The sequence below is a fragment of the Streptomyces lacrimifluminis genome (assembly GCF_014646095.1).
GTDB lineage: Bacteria > Actinomycetota > Actinomycetes > Streptomycetales > Streptomycetaceae > Streptomyces > Streptomyces lacrimifluminis.
Map to the genome: position 1 here is coordinate 96254 of NZ_BMMU01000006.1, position 15215 is coordinate 111468.

General features: G+C 69.9%; 16 protein-coding genes. 6 read left to right on the forward strand and 10 right to left on the reverse strand.

Features of this window, described 5'->3' with window-relative positions:
* Window positions 1-93: 93 nt before the first annotated feature.
* From IEY89_RS11870 to IEY89_RS11885, 4 genes are all read right to left on the reverse strand, one after another.
* On the reverse strand, window positions 94-1419 hold the full coding sequence (locus IEY89_RS11870; RefSeq protein ID WP_229695171.1) for an MFS transporter: 1326 nt from the start codon (window positions 1417-1419) through the stop codon (window positions 94-96).
* Between the two features lie 271 nt (window positions 1420-1690).
* Window positions 1691-3049: an acyl-CoA dehydrogenase family protein gene (locus tag IEY89_RS11875; protein WP_189147315.1), complete on the reverse strand. Its 1359-nt coding sequence runs from the start codon at window positions 3047-3049 to the stop codon at window positions 1691-1693.
* Between the two features lie 160 nt (window positions 3050-3209).
* Window positions 3210-3731: a hypothetical protein gene (locus IEY89_RS11880; RefSeq protein ID WP_189147316.1), complete on the reverse strand. Its 522-nt coding sequence runs from the start codon at window positions 3729-3731 to the stop codon at window positions 3210-3212.
* 24 nt (window positions 3732-3755) lie between these two features.
* Window positions 3756-4361: a flavin reductase family protein gene (locus IEY89_RS11885; RefSeq protein WP_189147317.1), complete on the reverse strand. Its 606-nt coding sequence runs from the start codon at window positions 4359-4361 to the stop codon at window positions 3756-3758.
* A gap of 117 nt (window positions 4362-4478) precedes the next feature.
* Between IEY89_RS11885 and IEY89_RS11890 the strand changes: the two genes are divergently transcribed.
* On the forward strand, window positions 4479-5840 hold the full coding sequence (locus IEY89_RS11890; RefSeq protein ID WP_189147318.1) for a TetR/AcrR family transcriptional regulator: 1362 nt from the start codon (window positions 4479-4481) through the stop codon (window positions 5838-5840).
* 134 nt (window positions 5841-5974) lie between these two features.
* A complete protein-coding gene (locus IEY89_RS11895; protein ID WP_189147319.1) occupies window positions 5975-6673 on the forward strand; it encodes a helix-turn-helix transcriptional regulator in 699 nt (232 codons plus the stop codon).
* Here IEY89_RS11895 and IEY89_RS11900 read toward each other — a convergent pair.
* Window positions 6647-7087 carry a VOC family protein gene (locus tag IEY89_RS11900; protein WP_189147320.1) on the reverse strand — a complete coding sequence of 147 codons (441 nt, stop codon included), beginning with the start codon at window positions 7085-7087 and terminating at the stop codon, window positions 6647-6649. The two genes, IEY89_RS11895 and IEY89_RS11900, sit on opposite strands and share 27 nt — an antisense overlap.
* Window positions 7088-7321: 234 nt before the next feature.
* On the opposite strand from IEY89_RS11900, the gene IEY89_RS11905 reads away from it, so the two are divergent.
* Both IEY89_RS11905 and IEY89_RS11910 read left to right on the forward strand, forming a co-directional pair.
* Window positions 7322-7894: an RICIN domain-containing protein gene (locus IEY89_RS11905; protein WP_189147321.1), complete on the forward strand. Its 573-nt coding sequence runs from the start codon at window positions 7322-7324 to the stop codon at window positions 7892-7894.
* A 173-nt stretch (window positions 7895-8067) separates the two neighbouring features.
* On the forward strand, window positions 8068-9666 hold the full coding sequence (locus tag IEY89_RS11910; protein ID WP_189147322.1) for a carboxylesterase/lipase family protein: 1599 nt from the start codon (window positions 8068-8070) through the stop codon (window positions 9664-9666).
* A gap of 271 nt (window positions 9667-9937) precedes the next feature.
* Here the strand turns inward: IEY89_RS11910 and mmuM are convergent, their stop codons facing one another.
* Window positions 9938-10879 (reverse strand): homocysteine S-methyltransferase, encoded by a 942-nt coding sequence (gene mmuM / locus IEY89_RS11915; RefSeq protein WP_189147323.1) that lies wholly within the window; start codon window positions 10877-10879, stop codon window positions 9938-9940.
* 130 nt (window positions 10880-11009) lie between these two features.
* Between mmuM and IEY89_RS11920 the strand changes: the two genes are divergently transcribed.
* Complete coding sequence (locus IEY89_RS11920; RefSeq protein ID WP_189147324.1) at window positions 11010-12413, forward strand: amino acid permease; 1404 nt, start codon at window positions 11010-11012, stop codon at window positions 12411-12413.
* 27 nt (window positions 12414-12440) lie between these two features.
* On the opposite strand, the gene IEY89_RS11925 is transcribed toward IEY89_RS11920, so the two are convergent.
* Window positions 12441-12626 carry a DUF1737 domain-containing protein gene (locus IEY89_RS11925; RefSeq protein WP_189147325.1) on the reverse strand — a complete coding sequence of 62 codons (186 nt, stop codon included), beginning with the start codon at window positions 12624-12626 and terminating at the stop codon, window positions 12441-12443.
* A 151-nt stretch (window positions 12627-12777) separates the two neighbouring features.
* Between IEY89_RS11925 and IEY89_RS11930 the strand changes: the two genes are divergently transcribed.
* Window positions 12778-13167, forward strand: a complete 390-nt coding sequence (locus IEY89_RS11930) for a contact-dependent growth inhibition system immunity protein (RefSeq protein WP_189147326.1) — start codon at window positions 12778-12780, stop codon at window positions 13165-13167.
* A 70-nt stretch (window positions 13168-13237) separates the two neighbouring features.
* On the opposite strand, the gene IEY89_RS11935 is transcribed toward IEY89_RS11930, so the two are convergent.
* Genes IEY89_RS11935 through IEY89_RS41660 form a run of 3 tightly spaced genes read right to left on the reverse strand, consistent with a single transcriptional unit; the run spans window position 13238 to window position 15183 of the window.
* Entirely contained in the window at window positions 13238-13726 is a 489-nt protein-coding gene (locus IEY89_RS11935) for an FtsZ/tubulin family protein (protein WP_189147327.1), read from the reverse strand.
* A gap of 9 nt (window positions 13727-13735) precedes the next feature.
* Window positions 13736-14815 carry an NsdA family TPR-like regulatory protein gene (locus IEY89_RS11940; RefSeq protein WP_308437430.1) on the reverse strand — a complete coding sequence of 360 codons (1080 nt, stop codon included), beginning with the start codon at window positions 14813-14815 and terminating at the stop codon, window positions 13736-13738.
* Window positions 14812-15183 carry a helix-turn-helix domain-containing protein gene (locus IEY89_RS41660; protein ID WP_308437431.1) on the reverse strand — a complete coding sequence of 124 codons (372 nt, stop codon included), beginning with the start codon at window positions 15181-15183 and terminating at the stop codon, window positions 14812-14814. The genes IEY89_RS11940 and IEY89_RS41660 overlap by 4 nt, the downstream gene beginning before the upstream one ends.
* Window positions 15184-15215 lie beyond the last annotated feature (32 nt).

The window sequence follows — 15215 nt, forward strand, 5'->3', positions numbered from 1 at the left end:
CGCCGCCGGGTCCGGCCACAGCCCCGGGCCGCTCGCCGGACCAGTGCGAAACGACTGCGCCCGGCGGTACGGGCGTCTGTACGGGCGGCGGGGCTATGAAGTGGTTGTCGGCGGACCGGGCACAGCGCCCGTGGCGGGGGTCTGCAGCACCCACGGTCGCGGGTACTTCGGAAGGAGCAGAGCGAGAACCACCGCGATCCCGGTCAGAACGACGAGCATCAGCAGGGGAAGGGTGTAGCTGCCGGTACCGGACTTGATCGCACTCACTCCGTATGGAGCCAACGCCAGAGCCGAGCCCGAGATCGCGAGGGTCAGACCTTGCATCGATCCGAAGGACTTCAGCCCGAGGTACTTGGCGATCAGAGCCGGGCCAAGCGCCGATTCCGCGCCGGTCGCGAAGCCGAGGAACGCCATGGCGACGTAGAAGAGTGCAAGAGAGCTGCCGTTGATGAGCACGAGCGCCAGACCGACCGGCACCGTCCCGATGAGCACCGCCACGATCCACGGACGGCGCGCTCGGTCGAGGACGGCTCCGGCGACGAGCAGCCCGGCGACCGACGCGCTGAAGAGCACGGAGAGCCCGAGCGAGACAGTTGAGGAATCGATGCCGTTCTGACCGAAGAGGTCAACGGCGTTCTGGCGTATCGAGACCGGTCCCGTGGACACGAACGTGAGGAGCAGCACGATGAAGATCCAGGCGCGGGTTCGAATCGCCGCCCGGAACGGCAGACCGGGCAGATCGGCTTCCAGGAGTTTGGGCCCGGCAACCGTGGTGACCTTCGGTTCGGAGATGAGCCAGAGGGCGGCCGGGATGCCTATGACGGCGATCGCGATCGCGACCAGGTAGTACACGCCGTCCCAGCCGAATCCCGTGAACACCCCGGGGTCGACCGCGGAGACCGTCGGCGCACCGCTCGGCGGAGTCGTGGGGAGATCGGATCCTCCCGAGGAAGCTGCCGGGGTGTTGCCGTTCACGAGCCACTGGCACACCGGAGAGAGGACGGCGCTGGCCAGACCCGACACCACCCCGACGAGGCCGAAACCGATCCCGCGGTGCTTGGGAAACCACGTCGAGATGACCTTGAAGACGACGCCGAGGCTTGCGGCGAACCCGAAGATCGACGCAAGGATGAGGAGTGTTTCCAGCAGCCAGGTCCTCCCCGCGCCGAGCGGGACGGCCGCTGTGGTGATCGCGTACAGGATCACTGCCGGAATCGCGACGCGCCGAGCGCCTTGCCTGTCGACCCGGCGTCCGACGACAGGCAGGAGGAGCGGGCCGATGACGAGCGGCACGGTGACGAAGAGAAGGATGGCGTTCGACGGTGTCGCCCCGGTATTCATCGCGTACGCCGGCGCGACATACGGGGTGAGTGCCGAGAGGGCGGAAGGGCTGATGGCCACGAGCATCAAACTGCCCATGAGCGCGGTCTTGGCCTGACGGGGCGAATTCACGAAGTCGGCGACGTACTGTTTCCAGCTGCCCTTCGGCGGAGCGTCGTCGGGCGTCGGTGCGGTCGTGGACGGGTCAGGGTTGGGGGGAGACCCCGGCGTTACCGATGAATGCGTCGTTGGAGGCATCGGAACTCCTTGAACTCGGTGAACCGGGCGTCGGCTGTGACGACCTGGCTATTCAGTTGTCGGTGCTGGTGATCGGGGGGCTACCACAGCGGGTGCGAGCGCGAGGTGACGGTCACTCAGGCTTCGGGGCTTTCGGCGGGCCCGCACTCGGAGCAGGGGAACCGAGGGCGGCGATCATCGGGAACGGATCGAGGCCGAAGAGGTCTCGGCCGTTGATCTCGGCCATCGGATCGAGGCGGAACCCACCATGCGTCCCCAGCACGTGGATGTCGCGGACCGCGCGCTGGAGCGGATTGCTGAGGGCGACGGCGGACGAGCCGAGTGCGAGCAGCAGGCCGTCGACCACGCGGAGGCACTCGTGGATCTGGTGGACCAGATCCATCGTGATCGAGGGCTCCTCCCAGGGGAGGAAGTCCTCCCCCGCGAGCGCCCGGCGGTCGATCTCGTCGGCGTGACGCCAGAGCACCGCGTTGGCCGCGTTGACGACCGCACGCGCCTTGCCCGCGACGATCTGGATCGACGCCATCTCGGACATCGTCCTGTACGGGAGGTTGAACGGAGGCCGCTTCGCCGCCTGTTCAACGAACGACTCGAGGGCGCCCTCCGCGATGCCGACCGCGAGTGCGGCGAAGGCACAGGTGGTGGCGACCATCCCGCCGATCGGGCTGTGCTTGAAGGCCAGTCCGGCGTACTCACCGCGCAACCCGTCCATCAGCCGCGGGAGATCGTTCGTGTGGACGACGCGGTAGTCGGGGACGAAGACCTCCTGGTCCGCTCGCACGCTGTTGGAGTTCGTCGCCCGGAGACCCATGACGTGCCAGTCGTCGACGATCGTGTACTGGTCGCGGGAGAGGATGCCCATCGCACGTCGACGTTCTCCGCCTGCCGGGTCGTCGTACTCGAATCCGACCGAGCCCCAGGCCGCGTGCTTGCTGCCGCTCCCGAAGGACCACTTCCCCTGCACCAGGTAGCCGCCGTCGACCTTCCGGCCGTCGCCGACCTTCGGTGCGAAGACGGTGGCGCCGAACATGATCGGCCCGACCCAGTCGGTGATGCCGGCGAAGACCTCGTCGTGGGCCTTCGGATCGAAGCCCAGCGCGTTCCTCGCGGCGCTGGAGACGATCACGAGCCAGCCGGCCGAGGCATCGCCCTGACCGAGCACCTTCACGATCTCCGCGGTGTCGCGTGCGCCCAGCGCGTACCCGCCGAGTTCGATCGGGATCGTGATCTTGAAGGCACCGACGCGGTCGACCGCCTCGAGCGTGGCGGGCGCGAGCGCTCCGAGTTCCTCGCCTTCGGCCGCGTGCTCGCGCAACAACGGCAGCATCTCGACGATCTCGTCGCGCATCCGGCGCCCGGCCTCGCTGAGGTGAGGCGACTCGGGGAACTTCGGCCCGGGAGCCCGGGGCCCGCCCTGCGGCGGCAGTTTTGGCGGGGGACCGCCGACGGGCGGTGTGACTACCGAGGCCATCAGTTGCTCCATTTCACCGTGCTTGAGGATCGGGTCGGACCAGGGGCGAGGCCCTTGCGGTGGTCCGGTGGAAGCAGCGCTGCGGGCGGGCTCACGGCCCGCGGTTTCCCGCTCCGGCGCGGACGGGTGCTCCCGTTGACGATCTGCGGCTCCGGCATTCTCAATCGCCCATCGGGTTCTGGCCGGGCTTCACCTTGCGGAAGGTGCTCCAGTGCTCGGCGATCCTGCCGCCGTGCACCCGGAAGACGGTGAGGATGTTCCACTCGTACGTCGCGTCGGGCACGACCGGATCGGGGGCGAGTTCGCGCATCATGAGGCAGGCGACCTCGCCGTCGAGAATGACGCTCACGACGGGCGGCGGCGTCGAACCGACGATGGGCACAAGCCGGAACTGCTCGATGAGGTTGTCGCGGCCGTGGCCGAACGCGTTCGGATCGCGCTGGATGTAGTCCTCGGCGATGTACTTCGTCATCACCTCGACGACCTGTTCCTGCACCACGTTGTCGCGGACGATGCGGGAAAGATCGGCTTCGAACTCGATGAGCAACCGCTTGATCGCGGTGCGCTCCGCCGACGGGTCGGCCGCGACGGCGGCCTTGAACTCGTCGTTGTCGAGCCAGTTCGTGTAGATCGCGGGGTCGCTGATCTCAGCGACGCCGTTGACGATCGTGAATCCACCCACGGTCGGGGTCCCTTCTTCTGGGCTCTAGGTCGCGCTCGGGCACGGCGCGGCCGGTGACGGGCTCGTACAGTCCCTGCAGGTTCTTGTGGTCGAGGCGTCCAGTCGCCGGAAACTGCTGCCGTGAAAGACCAACGGCTCCGCCGCGGGCCGGGTCCACAGGCGGTCGACTCCCAGCAGCGCGATGCTGTGATCCCCGGCCTCTACCTCGTCACGCAGGACGCAGGAGTACCAGGTGACCGTGGCGTGGAGGAACACCGCTCCGTCGTCGCCGGCTTCCCAGGCGCAGTCGGTGAACCGGTCCTGCTCGGGACCGGCCAGCGCTCGGCACAAGGGCCCCTGATCCTCACCCAGGACGCTGAGCCCGAGGCGCGGCAGGTCTCGTAGCCGTGCCCATGTCCTGGAGGAGCGCTGCAGGCAGACCGACGCGATCGGCGGTTCGAGCGACACGGGGGTGAAAGAACTCACCGCCATGCCGAGCGGTCGACCGTCCACCATGCCGCACACGGCGGTGACTCCGCTGGGGAAGCTCCCGAAGGCCTCCCGCAGCGTGGACGCATCCAGTGCGGCCGTCAGGCGCGGCCCGAGGTCCACGGTGTGGTCGCGAACCTGTTGTCGGCAGCTCAAGGTCATCAGGCCCCTTCCCTTCTCGGACGGATTCCAGTAACTGAACTGTACCGTTCAGTATGAACTGGACCGTACGGTAGGGTTCAGGTCACGTCAAGAGGCAAGAGGGTGGGGGAACGGGCTATGGCGACGGGCGGGACGACCAGGGACGCCGTCCCGCGCGGGACGGCGTCCCAGGGCAAACGGGAGGCCGTGCTCGACGCGGCGGTCGAGCTGTTCCTGGCCGGCGGCTTCGACGGGACCTCGATGGACGCGGTCGCCGCCCGTGCAGGCGTCGCCAAGACGACCGTCTACGCCCACTTCGGCGACAAGACCGAGCTCTTCCACGCCGCGACCGAACGCGGCGGCGCCTCGGTGGACCTCGACCTCGACAAGGTCGTACTCGCCGCCGCCGACGACCCCGAGCAGCAGCTCACACAGATCGTGTTCAAGGTGCTCGAGGCCACCACGGCCCCGCAGTTCCTGGCCTTCCTGCGCGTCATGGTCACCGAAGCGGTCCGTCGTCCCGAGCTGACCGGAGTCGTCCGCTCCCTAGGCGTTCCCCACATCGTCGAGCTGGTCGCCAGGGCCCTGCGCGCGGACGCGCGCCGGCACGACTACGTCCTGCCCGATCCGGACGCCTACGCCGGGCTGTTCATCGGGATGGCCTCGTCGGCGCTGCATATCGACGCCCTCGTCGACGTGGGCCGCAGCCGCGACACCGCCTTCCTCCAGGCCCACGCCGAGTTGACGACGAGTATCTTCCTGCGTGCTCTGCGGAACGGGGACGCCGGGAACCTGCCCGATGCCCCGGCCGTCGCACGCACGGGTCCAGCGCCGCGCTGCGAGCCCACCCGGAGCCCTCCGCCTGGCATCGCCTCAATAAATTGCCATGGTGCTGAAGCATCGCGCCCGGGGCCTCGTCCTGCGGAGATCGTGCTGTCCGACGAGGAGCGTGGCGAGCTGCGCGGGTGGGCGCGCGGCGAGGTGCCGCCCCGGCTGGCCGACCGGGCGAAAGTCGTGTTGGCGTGTGGGGAGGGCCTGTCCAACGCCGCGGTCGCGTCCAGATGCGGGGTGGGTGGGGCGACGGTCACCAAATGGCGGTCGCGGTTCGCCGAGCAGCGGCTGGCGGGTCTGCGCGACACGCCTCGATCGGGACGGCCCACGACGGAGCTGGTGCTCAGCCCGGACGAACGCGCCGAACTTACCCGGTGGGCAAGGTGTACGGCGACGTCCCACGCCTTGGCGCTGCGCTCGAAGATCGTCCTGGCGTGTGCGGATGGCGCGGACAACAAGACGGTCGCGGACGAACTGCGGTGTGCCGCGGCGACGGTGGGCAAGTGGCGGGCCCGGTTCGTGGAAGACCGGTTGGACGGTCTCGCCGACGAGGACCGCCCGGGCAGGCCCGCCTCGATCACGTTGGACCAGGTGGAGGACGTGCCGATGTCCACGTGGGAATCGACTCCGAGAGACGCAAACCCACCACAACTTATTAAACGAATTTAAGGCGGGGAGCGGTAGCGGGCACGGTGGTCGTTCGGGATCACGCCCGGGCCGTGGGGTGCGGCACGCACTCCCCCGGAGGGGGACAGCGACAGATCCCGGCGGGGCGCGGGCGCGGGCGGCGTAGCGTGTCGTACGTGTACGAGGAAAGGCCCTCCCGACTGCCGGGCGCGACGGTGTGGACGAACACCCCGGCCGGCATCGGCGACGCACGGCCCGTCCTGCCCGACGGCTGCATGGACCTGCTGTGGAGCGAGGGCCGGCTGCTGGTCGCGGGCCCCGACACCCGCCCGTACGTCCCCGAAGGTGCCCCCGCGCACTGGGCGGGCGTCCGTTTCCACCCCGGCACGGCGCCCGCCCTGCTGGGCGTACCCGCGCACGAACTCCGCGATCGGCGCGTCGAGTTGGCCGAGCTGTGGGGAGCGGCCGAGGTGCGACGGCTGAGGGGGCGCTTCGACGCGGTGGCCGACCCGGCGACGGCACTCGAGGAGCTGGCACTGGAACGGGCGGCGCGCACGGACCCGCCGGACCCCCTGCTGGGCGGCCTGGTCGCGGCCCTGAAGGCGGGCCGCCCGGTCGCGCGTACGGCCGACGAACTGGGTCTCAGCGCCCGCCAGTTGCACCGCCGCTCCCTGACGGCCTTCGGCTACGGCCCCAAGACGCTGGCCCGCATCCTCCGCCTCCAGCGCGCACTCGCCCTGGCCCGGAAGGGGATGCCCTTCGCGGAGACGGCCACCCGCGCGGGATACGCAGACCAGGCACACCTCGCCCGGGACGTACGGGAGTTGACGGGGATGCCGCTCGGGAAGCTACTCGGTGGGGGAGGGGGCGGCTGAGTCCAGCGGAGCGAACAGGTCGACCCCGTTGCCGTCCGGGTCGAGCACGCACGCGTACCGCTGTCCCCAGACGGCGTCCCAGGGCTTCAGCTCGCTCCGATATCCCGCACCCACCAACTCCTCGTACAGGGAGTCGACTTCGGCGGCCGATCCGCACAGCATGGCCAGCCCGATCCGGCCGCCGCCGCTGGGTGCCCGCCACCCGGGGTGGAAGGACCGGACGGTTTCCTCGGTGTCGAGCAACAGCCTCAGCCCGCCCGGCAGTTCGGCCTCGACATGGGGCTGCTTCTCGGCCCCCTCGGGGAAGTCGAGCCCGAGCCGGCGGTAGAAGGCGACGGAGGCTGCGAGGTCGGCGGTGACGATGCCGATGGCGTCGAACCGGGGTGTGGGGCGTGGGGTCGGTTGTGAAGTCATACGGCCAGGTTAGGCGGGGTGCCCAGGGCCGGTCTTGAACGAATCGGACACGCCGGCGTCCCCGGTCCGGCCCCGGTTGCGGGCCGGGCGGGGGGCGCCAATAGTGGGAAGGACAGCTGCACCTTGATCGGTGGCCGGAGCCCCGCACAAGGAAGCCTGCTCGGTCTCCTGACCGCGGCTGCCCACCGCCCCACATCTCGCTGACCTCTCCCTTGCCATGAGAGGAGTGCTGCCATGCGCAAGCACCCCCGGGCACATCGACTTCTGACGGCATCGACGGTCCTGTTCGCCGGCGGTGTCCTGCTGCTGCCCACGCCCACGATCGCCCAGCCGGAGAAGCCGGACTCGCGGGACTCCGCAGCGGTGGTCCCCGCATCCGAGTTCCAGATAAGGAACCCGCAGACCGGCAAGTGCATGACGGTCGCGGGCGGGCGCTCGACCGAGAACAACGTACGACTCGTCCAGTTCAACTGCGACAAGGACTCCTCGCGCCGCTGGAAGCTCACCGGCGGAAGCGACAACTCCTACCAGCTGGTCAACGCGCAGACACGCAAGTGCGCGACGGTCGCGGGCGGGCGCTCGACCGAGAACAACGTCGAACTGGTCCAGTTCGACTGCGACTCGGACGCCTCACGCCGTTGGAGCCTCGTCAACTGGGACAGCGGCGCCTTCGAACTCGTCAACGACCGGACGGGCAAGTGCGCGACGGTCGCCGGTGGCCGGTCCACCGAGAACAACGTCGGCCTGGTGCAGTTCGACTGCGACGGCGACCGCTCCCGGACCTGGATCCTCAGCTTGGCGGGCTGACGGGGTCACACCGAGGATCGGTCCCGAGCCCGCGGCAGGCGGAGCGTACGCCGAACAGCCGCACGATCAGCCACCGAAAGGCACCGAAAGGCTTCTTCCGCGGGAATACCGGCAGGTCATGTGTTGCTCTGATCTGAACGGTTCACGAGCGGCGGCGAGGAGCTGGTGGGCAGATGATCGACAAATCTACGCAGCCCGTGGTGCAAACGCCCTACGGGGACGTCCGCGGCAGATACGAGGGCGACGGGATCGCCGTGTTCCGCGGCATCCCGTACGCCGCACCGCCCTTCGGCCCCCGCCGGTTCCGGCCGCCCGTGCCGCCCACCCCCTGGGACGGGGTGCGTGACACGGGCGGCTTCGGTCCCACCGCGCCGCAACCGCCGTACTCCGAGGCTTTCGCCCGGCTGCTGTCGGACCCGGTGGTGCCCGGCGACGACTGTCTCAACCTCAATGTCTGGACACCGGAGCCCGGCCGAGGGGCCCGGCTTCCCGTCATGGTGTGGATCCACGGCGGCGCCCTGACCCGTGGCTCCTCGGCGGTTCCCGTCTACGACGGCCATGCCTTCGCCCGCGACGGCGTGGTCCTCGTCTCCATCAACTACCGCCTGGGCGTCGAGGGTTACGGCCTCTTCCCCGACGCGGCCCCGAACCCCGGCCTCCGCGACCAGCTCGCCGCGCTGGAGTGGGTGCGGGCATCGGCCGAGGCCTTCGGCGGCGACCCCGACCGCGTCACCGTCTTCGGCCAGTCGGCCGGAGCGATCAGCACCGGCGCGCTCCTCGCCTCCCCACGGGCCCGGGGTCTCTTCCGGCGGGCGGTGCTGCAGAGCGGCCCGCCCGAGGTGAGCGACCGGGACAAGGTACGGCGGATGGTGCGCCGGATGGCGGCCCGGCTGAAGATCCCGGCGACCGCCGAGGCCTTCGCCGCCGTCGACCGGGAGCTGCTGCTGCGCGTCCAGGGCGAGGTGGGCCGGCTGAGCAGTCCGGTGCTGGGCGGGCCCGCCTTCGGCATCGTCGTCGACGGTGACCTCGTACCCCGCGACCCTCTTGAGGCCCTGGTCGACGGGGTCGCCGCCGACGTGGACCTGCTCCTGGGCTGGACCCGGGACGAGTACCGGCTGTGGCTGGTGCCCGGCGGGCTCCTGGAGCGCGTCGACCGGCTCGGCGCGGTCGCCCTGGCCGGCGCGATGGCCCGCTGCCACTGCGGCCCCGAGGTCCCGCGCGGCTACCGCACCCTGCATCCCGGCACCGGCACGGCCGACCTCGTCGGCCAGCTGGTCACCGACCACCTGCTCCGCGTACCGCTGCACCGGCTCGCGGACGCCCGGGGCGAGGCCGGGACGTACGTGTACGAGTTCGCCTGGCCGTCCACCCGGCCCGGCCTGGGCGCCTGCCACGCCCTCGAACTGGGATTCGTGTTCGATACCCACCAGGACCCCGAGTCGGCCAAACTGGCGGGTCAGGGCGCCCCGGAGGAACTCGCCGAGGCCATGCACACGGCGTGGGTGCGCTTCGCCGTCGACGGCGACCCGGGCTGGCGGCCCTGGGACGCCTCGCACCCGGTGCGCGTCTTCGGCGACGGCGACCCGCACACCGTAGAGGGCCCACGGGACCGCGAACTGGCCCTGTGGGCGGCCGACCGGGCCAACGTGACCGCGACGATTCCGGAATCCGCGCCAGGGTCGGCCACCCGGCCCCGGTTGCCCGCTCGGGGTGCGGAACCACTGTCCGTCGTACGACGGCTGCGCCGCCCCGGTGGCGTTCCCCGACGCTGAACACCCTGACCCGGCGGTGGTCAATCCCGTGGCCGGCCTCGTGCAATTGAATTGGCCTAGGCCACGTGCGCCGCAATGACAGGCGCCCTGTGACGCCGACACCTCGCCTCGGTGGGCAGGGGACGCGGACGTACGCCCGGCGTAGGACCGGCACGGTGGCGGTGTGCCCTTCCGCGTCACCGCCGTGACGCCACAACGCATGGTGGATGTGGCATGCAAACCGGCCGCTACGGAAGGTGCCTCGCCGCGTATGCCGTCGCCGTGTACGCCGTCACCGCAGCGTGTCGGCGATCGACGTGATCGCCTGCGGCCCCACCCGGCAGCACCCGCCGATCAGCCGCGCCCCCGCGTCCCGCCAGCCCGTCACCTGACCGGCGGCGAAGGTCGAACTGCCGGTCCAGGCGCGGGCGTCGGCGTCCCAGACCTCACCGCTGTTGGGATAGACCACGACCGGTTTGCCGGTCACCCGGGCCGCCAGCTCCACGGCGCCGTCCACGTCCTCGGGCACACAGCAGTTCACACCGACGGCGACGACCTCGTCCGCCGCACCGGCCAGCGCGAACGCCTCGGCCAACGGCTGCCCGGCCCGCGTCAGCTCCCCGGCCACGCTGTACGACAGCCAGACCGGCACCCCGAGCCCGCGCACCGCGCGCAGCAGGGCCTCGGCCTCGTCGGCATCCGGAACCGTCTCCAGGGCCAGCACATCGGGCTCGGCGGCGGCCAGCACCTCCACCCGCGGCCGGTGGAAACGCTCCAGCTCCGCCACGCTCAGCCCGTACCGCCCCCGGTACTCGGAGCCGTCCGCGAGCATCGCCCCGTACGGCCCGACCGACGCCGCCACCCACAACGGCCGCTCCGTTGTCGCCCGCCGCGCGGCCTCGCGGGCCAGCTCCACGCTCAGCGCGAGCAGCTCGGCCGCCCGCTCGCGGCCGATGCCCCGCTTGGCGAAGCCCTCGAAGGTGGCCTGGTAGCTGGAGGTGATGGCGACGTCCGCGCCCGCCTCGTAGTAGGCGAGGTGCGCGTCGACGATCGCCTCCGGCTGCTCGACGAGCAGCCGCGCCGACCACAGCTCGTCGCTCAGATCATGCCCGGCGGATCCCAACTGGTTGGACATGCCACCGTCGAGGACGAGGGGCGCGCCCGAGGCCAGGGCGGCGGAGAAGGGGGAGGCGGCGGCGGAGGAGCGGGCGGCTTCACTGGTCTCGCTGGTCATGCCTCGACGCTAGTCGACGGCGGACCAGGCGGTCGTATGTGTCCAGTACATGAACAGATGGCCCACCATGTGGGACGCCGAGTTACGATCACGCCCTCCCCACCCACCCTCCCCGTCCACCGGAAGTGTCATGACTGCCCCCAGCACCACCGAGGCCGACGAGCCGGAGCTGACTCCGACCGCGCCGACCGAGGCCACGCCCCGCCGCACCTTCGGCCTGGCCGCCGCCACCGCGCTCGTCATGGGCAACATCATCGGCGGCGGCATCTTCGTCCTGCCCGCCACGGTCGCCCCGTACGGCTCGATCAGCCTGCTCGCCTTCCTGGTCCTGTCGATCGGCGCGGTACTGCTCGCCCTGCTCTTCGGCAAGCTGGCCCGCCGCAGCCCGGTCACCGGCGGCCTGTACGTGTACCCGCGCGACGCCTTCGGCCCCTTCGCGGGCTTCCTGTCGGCGTGGTCGTACTGGACGATGACCTGGGTCAGCATCGCCGCCCTGGCGGTGGCGGTGGTGGGTTACGTCGACGTACTGATCCCCCTGAACGACAGTCACGCCCTGGGCGCGCTGGTCGCGATCCTGGCCCTCTGGCTGCCGGCCGCCGCGAACTTCGCGGGCACCCGATGGGTGGGCGGCGTGCAGATCGTCTCGACGATCCTCAAGTTCGTGCCGTTGCTGGTGGTCGCCACGGTCGGCCTGTTCTTCATCGACACGGACAACTTCGGCGCGTTCAATGCCTCGGGCGACAGCGTCCCCGGCGCCCTGGCAGCCTCCGCCGCACTGCTCCTCTACAGCTTCCTGGGTGTCGAGTCGGCGGCGGTCAGCGCGGGCGAGGTGGAGAACCCCGAGCGCAACGTCGGCCGCGCGAGCGTCCTGGGCACGCTGGGCTCGGCCCTCGTCTACATCCTCGGTACGGTCGCCGTCTTCGGCCTGGTCCCGCACGACAAGCTGGTCGACTCCGGCGCCCCCTTCGCCGACGCGGTGAACGCGATCACCGGCGGCGGTTGGGGCGGCACCGCCATCGCGCTGGTGGCCGTGGCGTCGATCGTCGGCTGCCTGAACGGCTGGATTCTCCTGGCCGCCCAGATGCCGTACGCGGCGGCCCGCGACGGTCTCTTCCCGGCCCCGTTCGCGAAGGTCGGCAAGGGCGGGGTGCCCGGGTTCGGCGTCTGGGCATGCGCGATCCTCGGCACGATCCTCATCGCCTTCAACTACACGGCGGGCCCGGACACCACGTTCCGCGTCCTGGTCCTGATCACGACGTTCACCGGCTGCGTCCCGTACCTCCTCTCGGCGGCGGCCCAGCTGTACTGGCTGGCCAAGGGCTCCCGCGACCACGTCCGCCCGGCCGGCCTGGCCCGCGACCTGATCGTCGCCGCACTGTCCTTCGCCTTCTCCTTCTGGCTGATCGCGGGCGCGGGATATGCGGCGGTGTATCAGGGGGTGCTGTTCCTGTTCGCGGGGATTCCGGTGTACGTGTGGATGCGGGGGCGGCGGGGGGCGGAGGAGCGGGGAGAGAGTGAGAGGGGGGCGGCCTGAGGGCATCGCAGCCGCCGCTCCCAAGGTCTATGCGTGTGTCGGCCAGACCAACGCCTGGGCGATGATGACGTTCTCACCGTTGAAGGTGACGGCGGGGCCTTCGTGCAGTTCGTAGCCGAGGCCGATCACCTCGCTCACACGCTGACAGAACGTGACGTCGTCCGGACCGGTCAGGACTCGGTAGATGGGCAATCCATCTGGTGGCGTGCTCATGAGGAGAAGGATCCCAGATCTTCCGCCAACGGAGCCGTCGGGCGGGCACGTTCCGAGTCGCTCGGTGTCAGGGGAGTACGTCTGTATGGGCACGCGAAGCGAGACCGTGTTCGGGATCTCGGCACGAGACAATCGCCGGGTGAATCGATCCGTGAACCGTGACCGTTCCCTTGAGGAGCTGGAGCGTGACTGCTGGCCGGCTCCTTCGGTGGGCGCGAGCCGGCTCGTCGCGACCGCGCATGCTTTGCGGCGTCAGCCGATCGGCGAGCTGACCGTCGAGGACATGCGGTTGTTGATCAGACAGAACGTGGGACTGCCGACCCTGTTGCCGATGGCGCTGGAGATCCTGCGTGCCAACCCGCTGGCCGAGGGCGACATGTACGCGGGTGACCTGCTGTCCGCAGTCATCACCAGAGACCCGTCGGCCTGGACCGAGTCCCCCGAGCTCGGTCAGGAACTTCGCGGGATCGTCGCGGAGCTGGACGGTCTGCCTCCCGCTCTCCAGCAGGACATCGAGCGGTTTCTGAGTTCCCGCTGCTGAGACCGGCACTTTCGCGCGTCCCGGCAAGCGGACGCTGTGTCGCTACGCCGTGGGTTCAGCTGCGCCATGGTCAACTCCGGCGCGAGGCACCGTCCGGCCAGACGATGTCGACAGGCAGGCCTGCCTCACGCGCCTCGACGACGGTGTCCGCGGTGCCGCCGCCCTTGCCGGTCGGAGGCTCTCCGTTCCACACGGCCACGAGTCGGTCAGCGCGCTGGAGGAGTGTCCGGTTGGCATCCTCGTACGCTGACCGATCGGCCGTCTCGTTGGGAAGCACGAGCACCTCGTCGGCGGACTCTGTCAAACGGTCGAAGGTCTCGGCATGGTCGGGCTTGACCTTGTTCTGCCGGTAGTCCCGTGAGGGAACGACAGCGACCAGACGCCCGCCGAGTTCCAACACCACCTCGGCGAACAGAGAGTCGGCCCCCTTGGCGATGCACGACACGCCGGTCAGACCGGAGCCGGCGAACGGCTTCAGCGTCTCCCGGAGCGCATCGCGCACCAGGGGCACACTGGCGTCGGTCAGGTCCATGTGCCCGGTCACGGCGATGGTGGTCACGTTGCTCCTTCAGTTCGACAACAGGTCGCGGATCATAGTGCGCGCCTCGCTCACGGCCCGAGACGACGCCTTGCCAACGGTGTACGGGTACAACTGAGTGAGCTGTGTGCGCACACGAATGGACTGTGTTCGCTCAGCGGCACCGACCGCTTGGCGCGTGTGGTCAACGGCGGTAGTGACGTCGCCGAGCAGGAAGCTGCACTCGGCTAGGCCGATCAGGTCCAGAGCGTGGCTGCGCCCGGCCTCAGGCCCGCGCGAGGCGAGGGCCTGCCGGATGGTGTTTGCCGCATTCTCCGCGTACTGCCGTGGGTCTTTCCGGGCCAGGTCCAAGAGGCGCCCGCCGGTCACACCGGCCAGCTCGGCTTCGTCGAAGTAGGCGATCCAGTACGGTTCTTCGCCGGGCTGCGCTTCCGCGAGAGCGTCGGCTGCTTCTCCCGTGGCTCGTTGAAAGGCAGGGCCGCGGCCCATGGCCGCATACGCCCAGGCCTCCCGGGTGTGGAGCATCGCGTGAACCCGGGGGCTGACGGCTTGGCGCGTGCGCTTCTGGGCCAGGTGTACAAGTTCGAGGGCGTCCTGTGGCCGGTCCCGATACAGCATCTGCCGGGCCATGCCCGCGATCACGTTGGCTCCGAATGCGTGATCGCCACCAGCATGAGCGGCGCGCAGTGCAAGTTGGTAGTAGCTCTGCGCTTGCTTCTGCATGCCGGAGTCCCATGCGATGGTCGCAGCCGTACCGCCGAGATAGGCCATGACCCGGAATAGGCCCTCTTCAATGTGCGGCACTTGGTGTTCTTCGAGGTGCCCGGCTACTTCATTGAGCTGGCCGACGACGGCCTTGCGGCGCAGACCTCCACCGAACTTGTGATCCCAAGCGCGGAACGCGCGTGCTGTCGCTTCGAGTTGTTCGACTTCACGCTGACCGAGTCGGCCGCGCCTGCGTATCCGCTCCGTGACGGGCGCTGCTTGGAGCCACCCTTCGAGCGAGTCGAGCAGAGCGGCGCCGGTGACGGCGGCACCGGCCAGGGCGCGCGTTGCTGCGCGGCGGTCCATCACGAGGTCGCTCCGGGTCAGGTCTGAGGCCAGGTTCACGGTCGCATGGGGGAGCCAGGGTGAGTCCTCGGGTGACCGTGAAGCCAGAGGCTCGGGCGGATCCGGATTGGGGGGGGCTGTCCTTCCCAGGATCGGTCGGCGAGGCCGAGCATGCGGCCGGGGATACGGAGGCCATCGGAGATGCGGCAGATGACGTCGAAGCTAGTGACCTGGTGTCTACCTCGGATGATCGTGGAGACCTTGCCGGGGGTCAGCTGGCAGGCCGAGGCGATGCGGTTCTGGGAGAGACCGCCCCACTTCTTGATCAGTGCGAAGGCGGCAGCGAAGTCGTGCTCTGCCAGGGCTCTGCGGAGGTCGTCCCGGTCGAGGACGTCAGGGGCGAGTGGGCCGGGGGTGGTGGCGTCCATGCGGGCTCAACTTCCGGAGTGATCGTATGCGC

Coding starts and splice junctions, on each gene's coding strand:
- mmuM (WP_189147323.1), bottom strand. CDS start 10,879: ATGACCAGCGAGACCAGTGAAGCCGCCCGCTCCTCCGCCGCCGCCTCC.
- IEY89_RS11900 (WP_189147320.1), bottom strand. CDS start 7,087: ATGACTTCACAACCGACCCCACGCCCCACACCCCGGTTCGACGCCATC.
- IEY89_RS11905 (WP_189147321.1), top strand. CDS start 7,322: ATGCGCAAGCACCCCCGGGCACATCGACTTCTGACGGCATCGACGGTC.
- IEY89_RS11870 (WP_229695171.1), bottom strand. CDS start 1,419: ATGGGCAGTTTGATGCTCGTGGCCATCAGCCCTTCCGCCCTCTCGGCA.
- IEY89_RS11890 (WP_189147318.1), top strand. CDS start 4,479: ATGGCGACGGGCGGGACGACCAGGGACGCCGTCCCGCGCGGGACGGCG.
- IEY89_RS11885 (WP_189147317.1), bottom strand. CDS start 4,361: ATGACCTTGAGCTGCCGACAACAGGTTCGCGACCACACCGTGGACCTC.
- IEY89_RS11910 (WP_189147322.1), top strand. CDS start 8,068: ATGATCGACAAATCTACGCAGCCCGTGGTGCAAACGCCCTACGGGGAC.
- IEY89_RS41660 (WP_308437431.1), bottom strand. CDS start 15,183: ATGGACGCCACCACCCCCGGCCCACTCGCCCCTGACGTCCTCGACCGG.
- IEY89_RS11875 (WP_189147315.1), bottom strand. CDS start 3,049: ATGGCCTCGGTAGTCACACCGCCCGTCGGCGGTCCCCCGCCAAAACTG.
- IEY89_RS11925 (WP_189147325.1), bottom strand. CDS start 12,626: ATGAGCACGCCACCAGATGGATTGCCCATCTACCGAGTCCTGACCGGT.
- IEY89_RS11920 (WP_189147324.1), top strand. CDS start 11,010: ATGACTGCCCCCAGCACCACCGAGGCCGACGAGCCGGAGCTGACTCCG.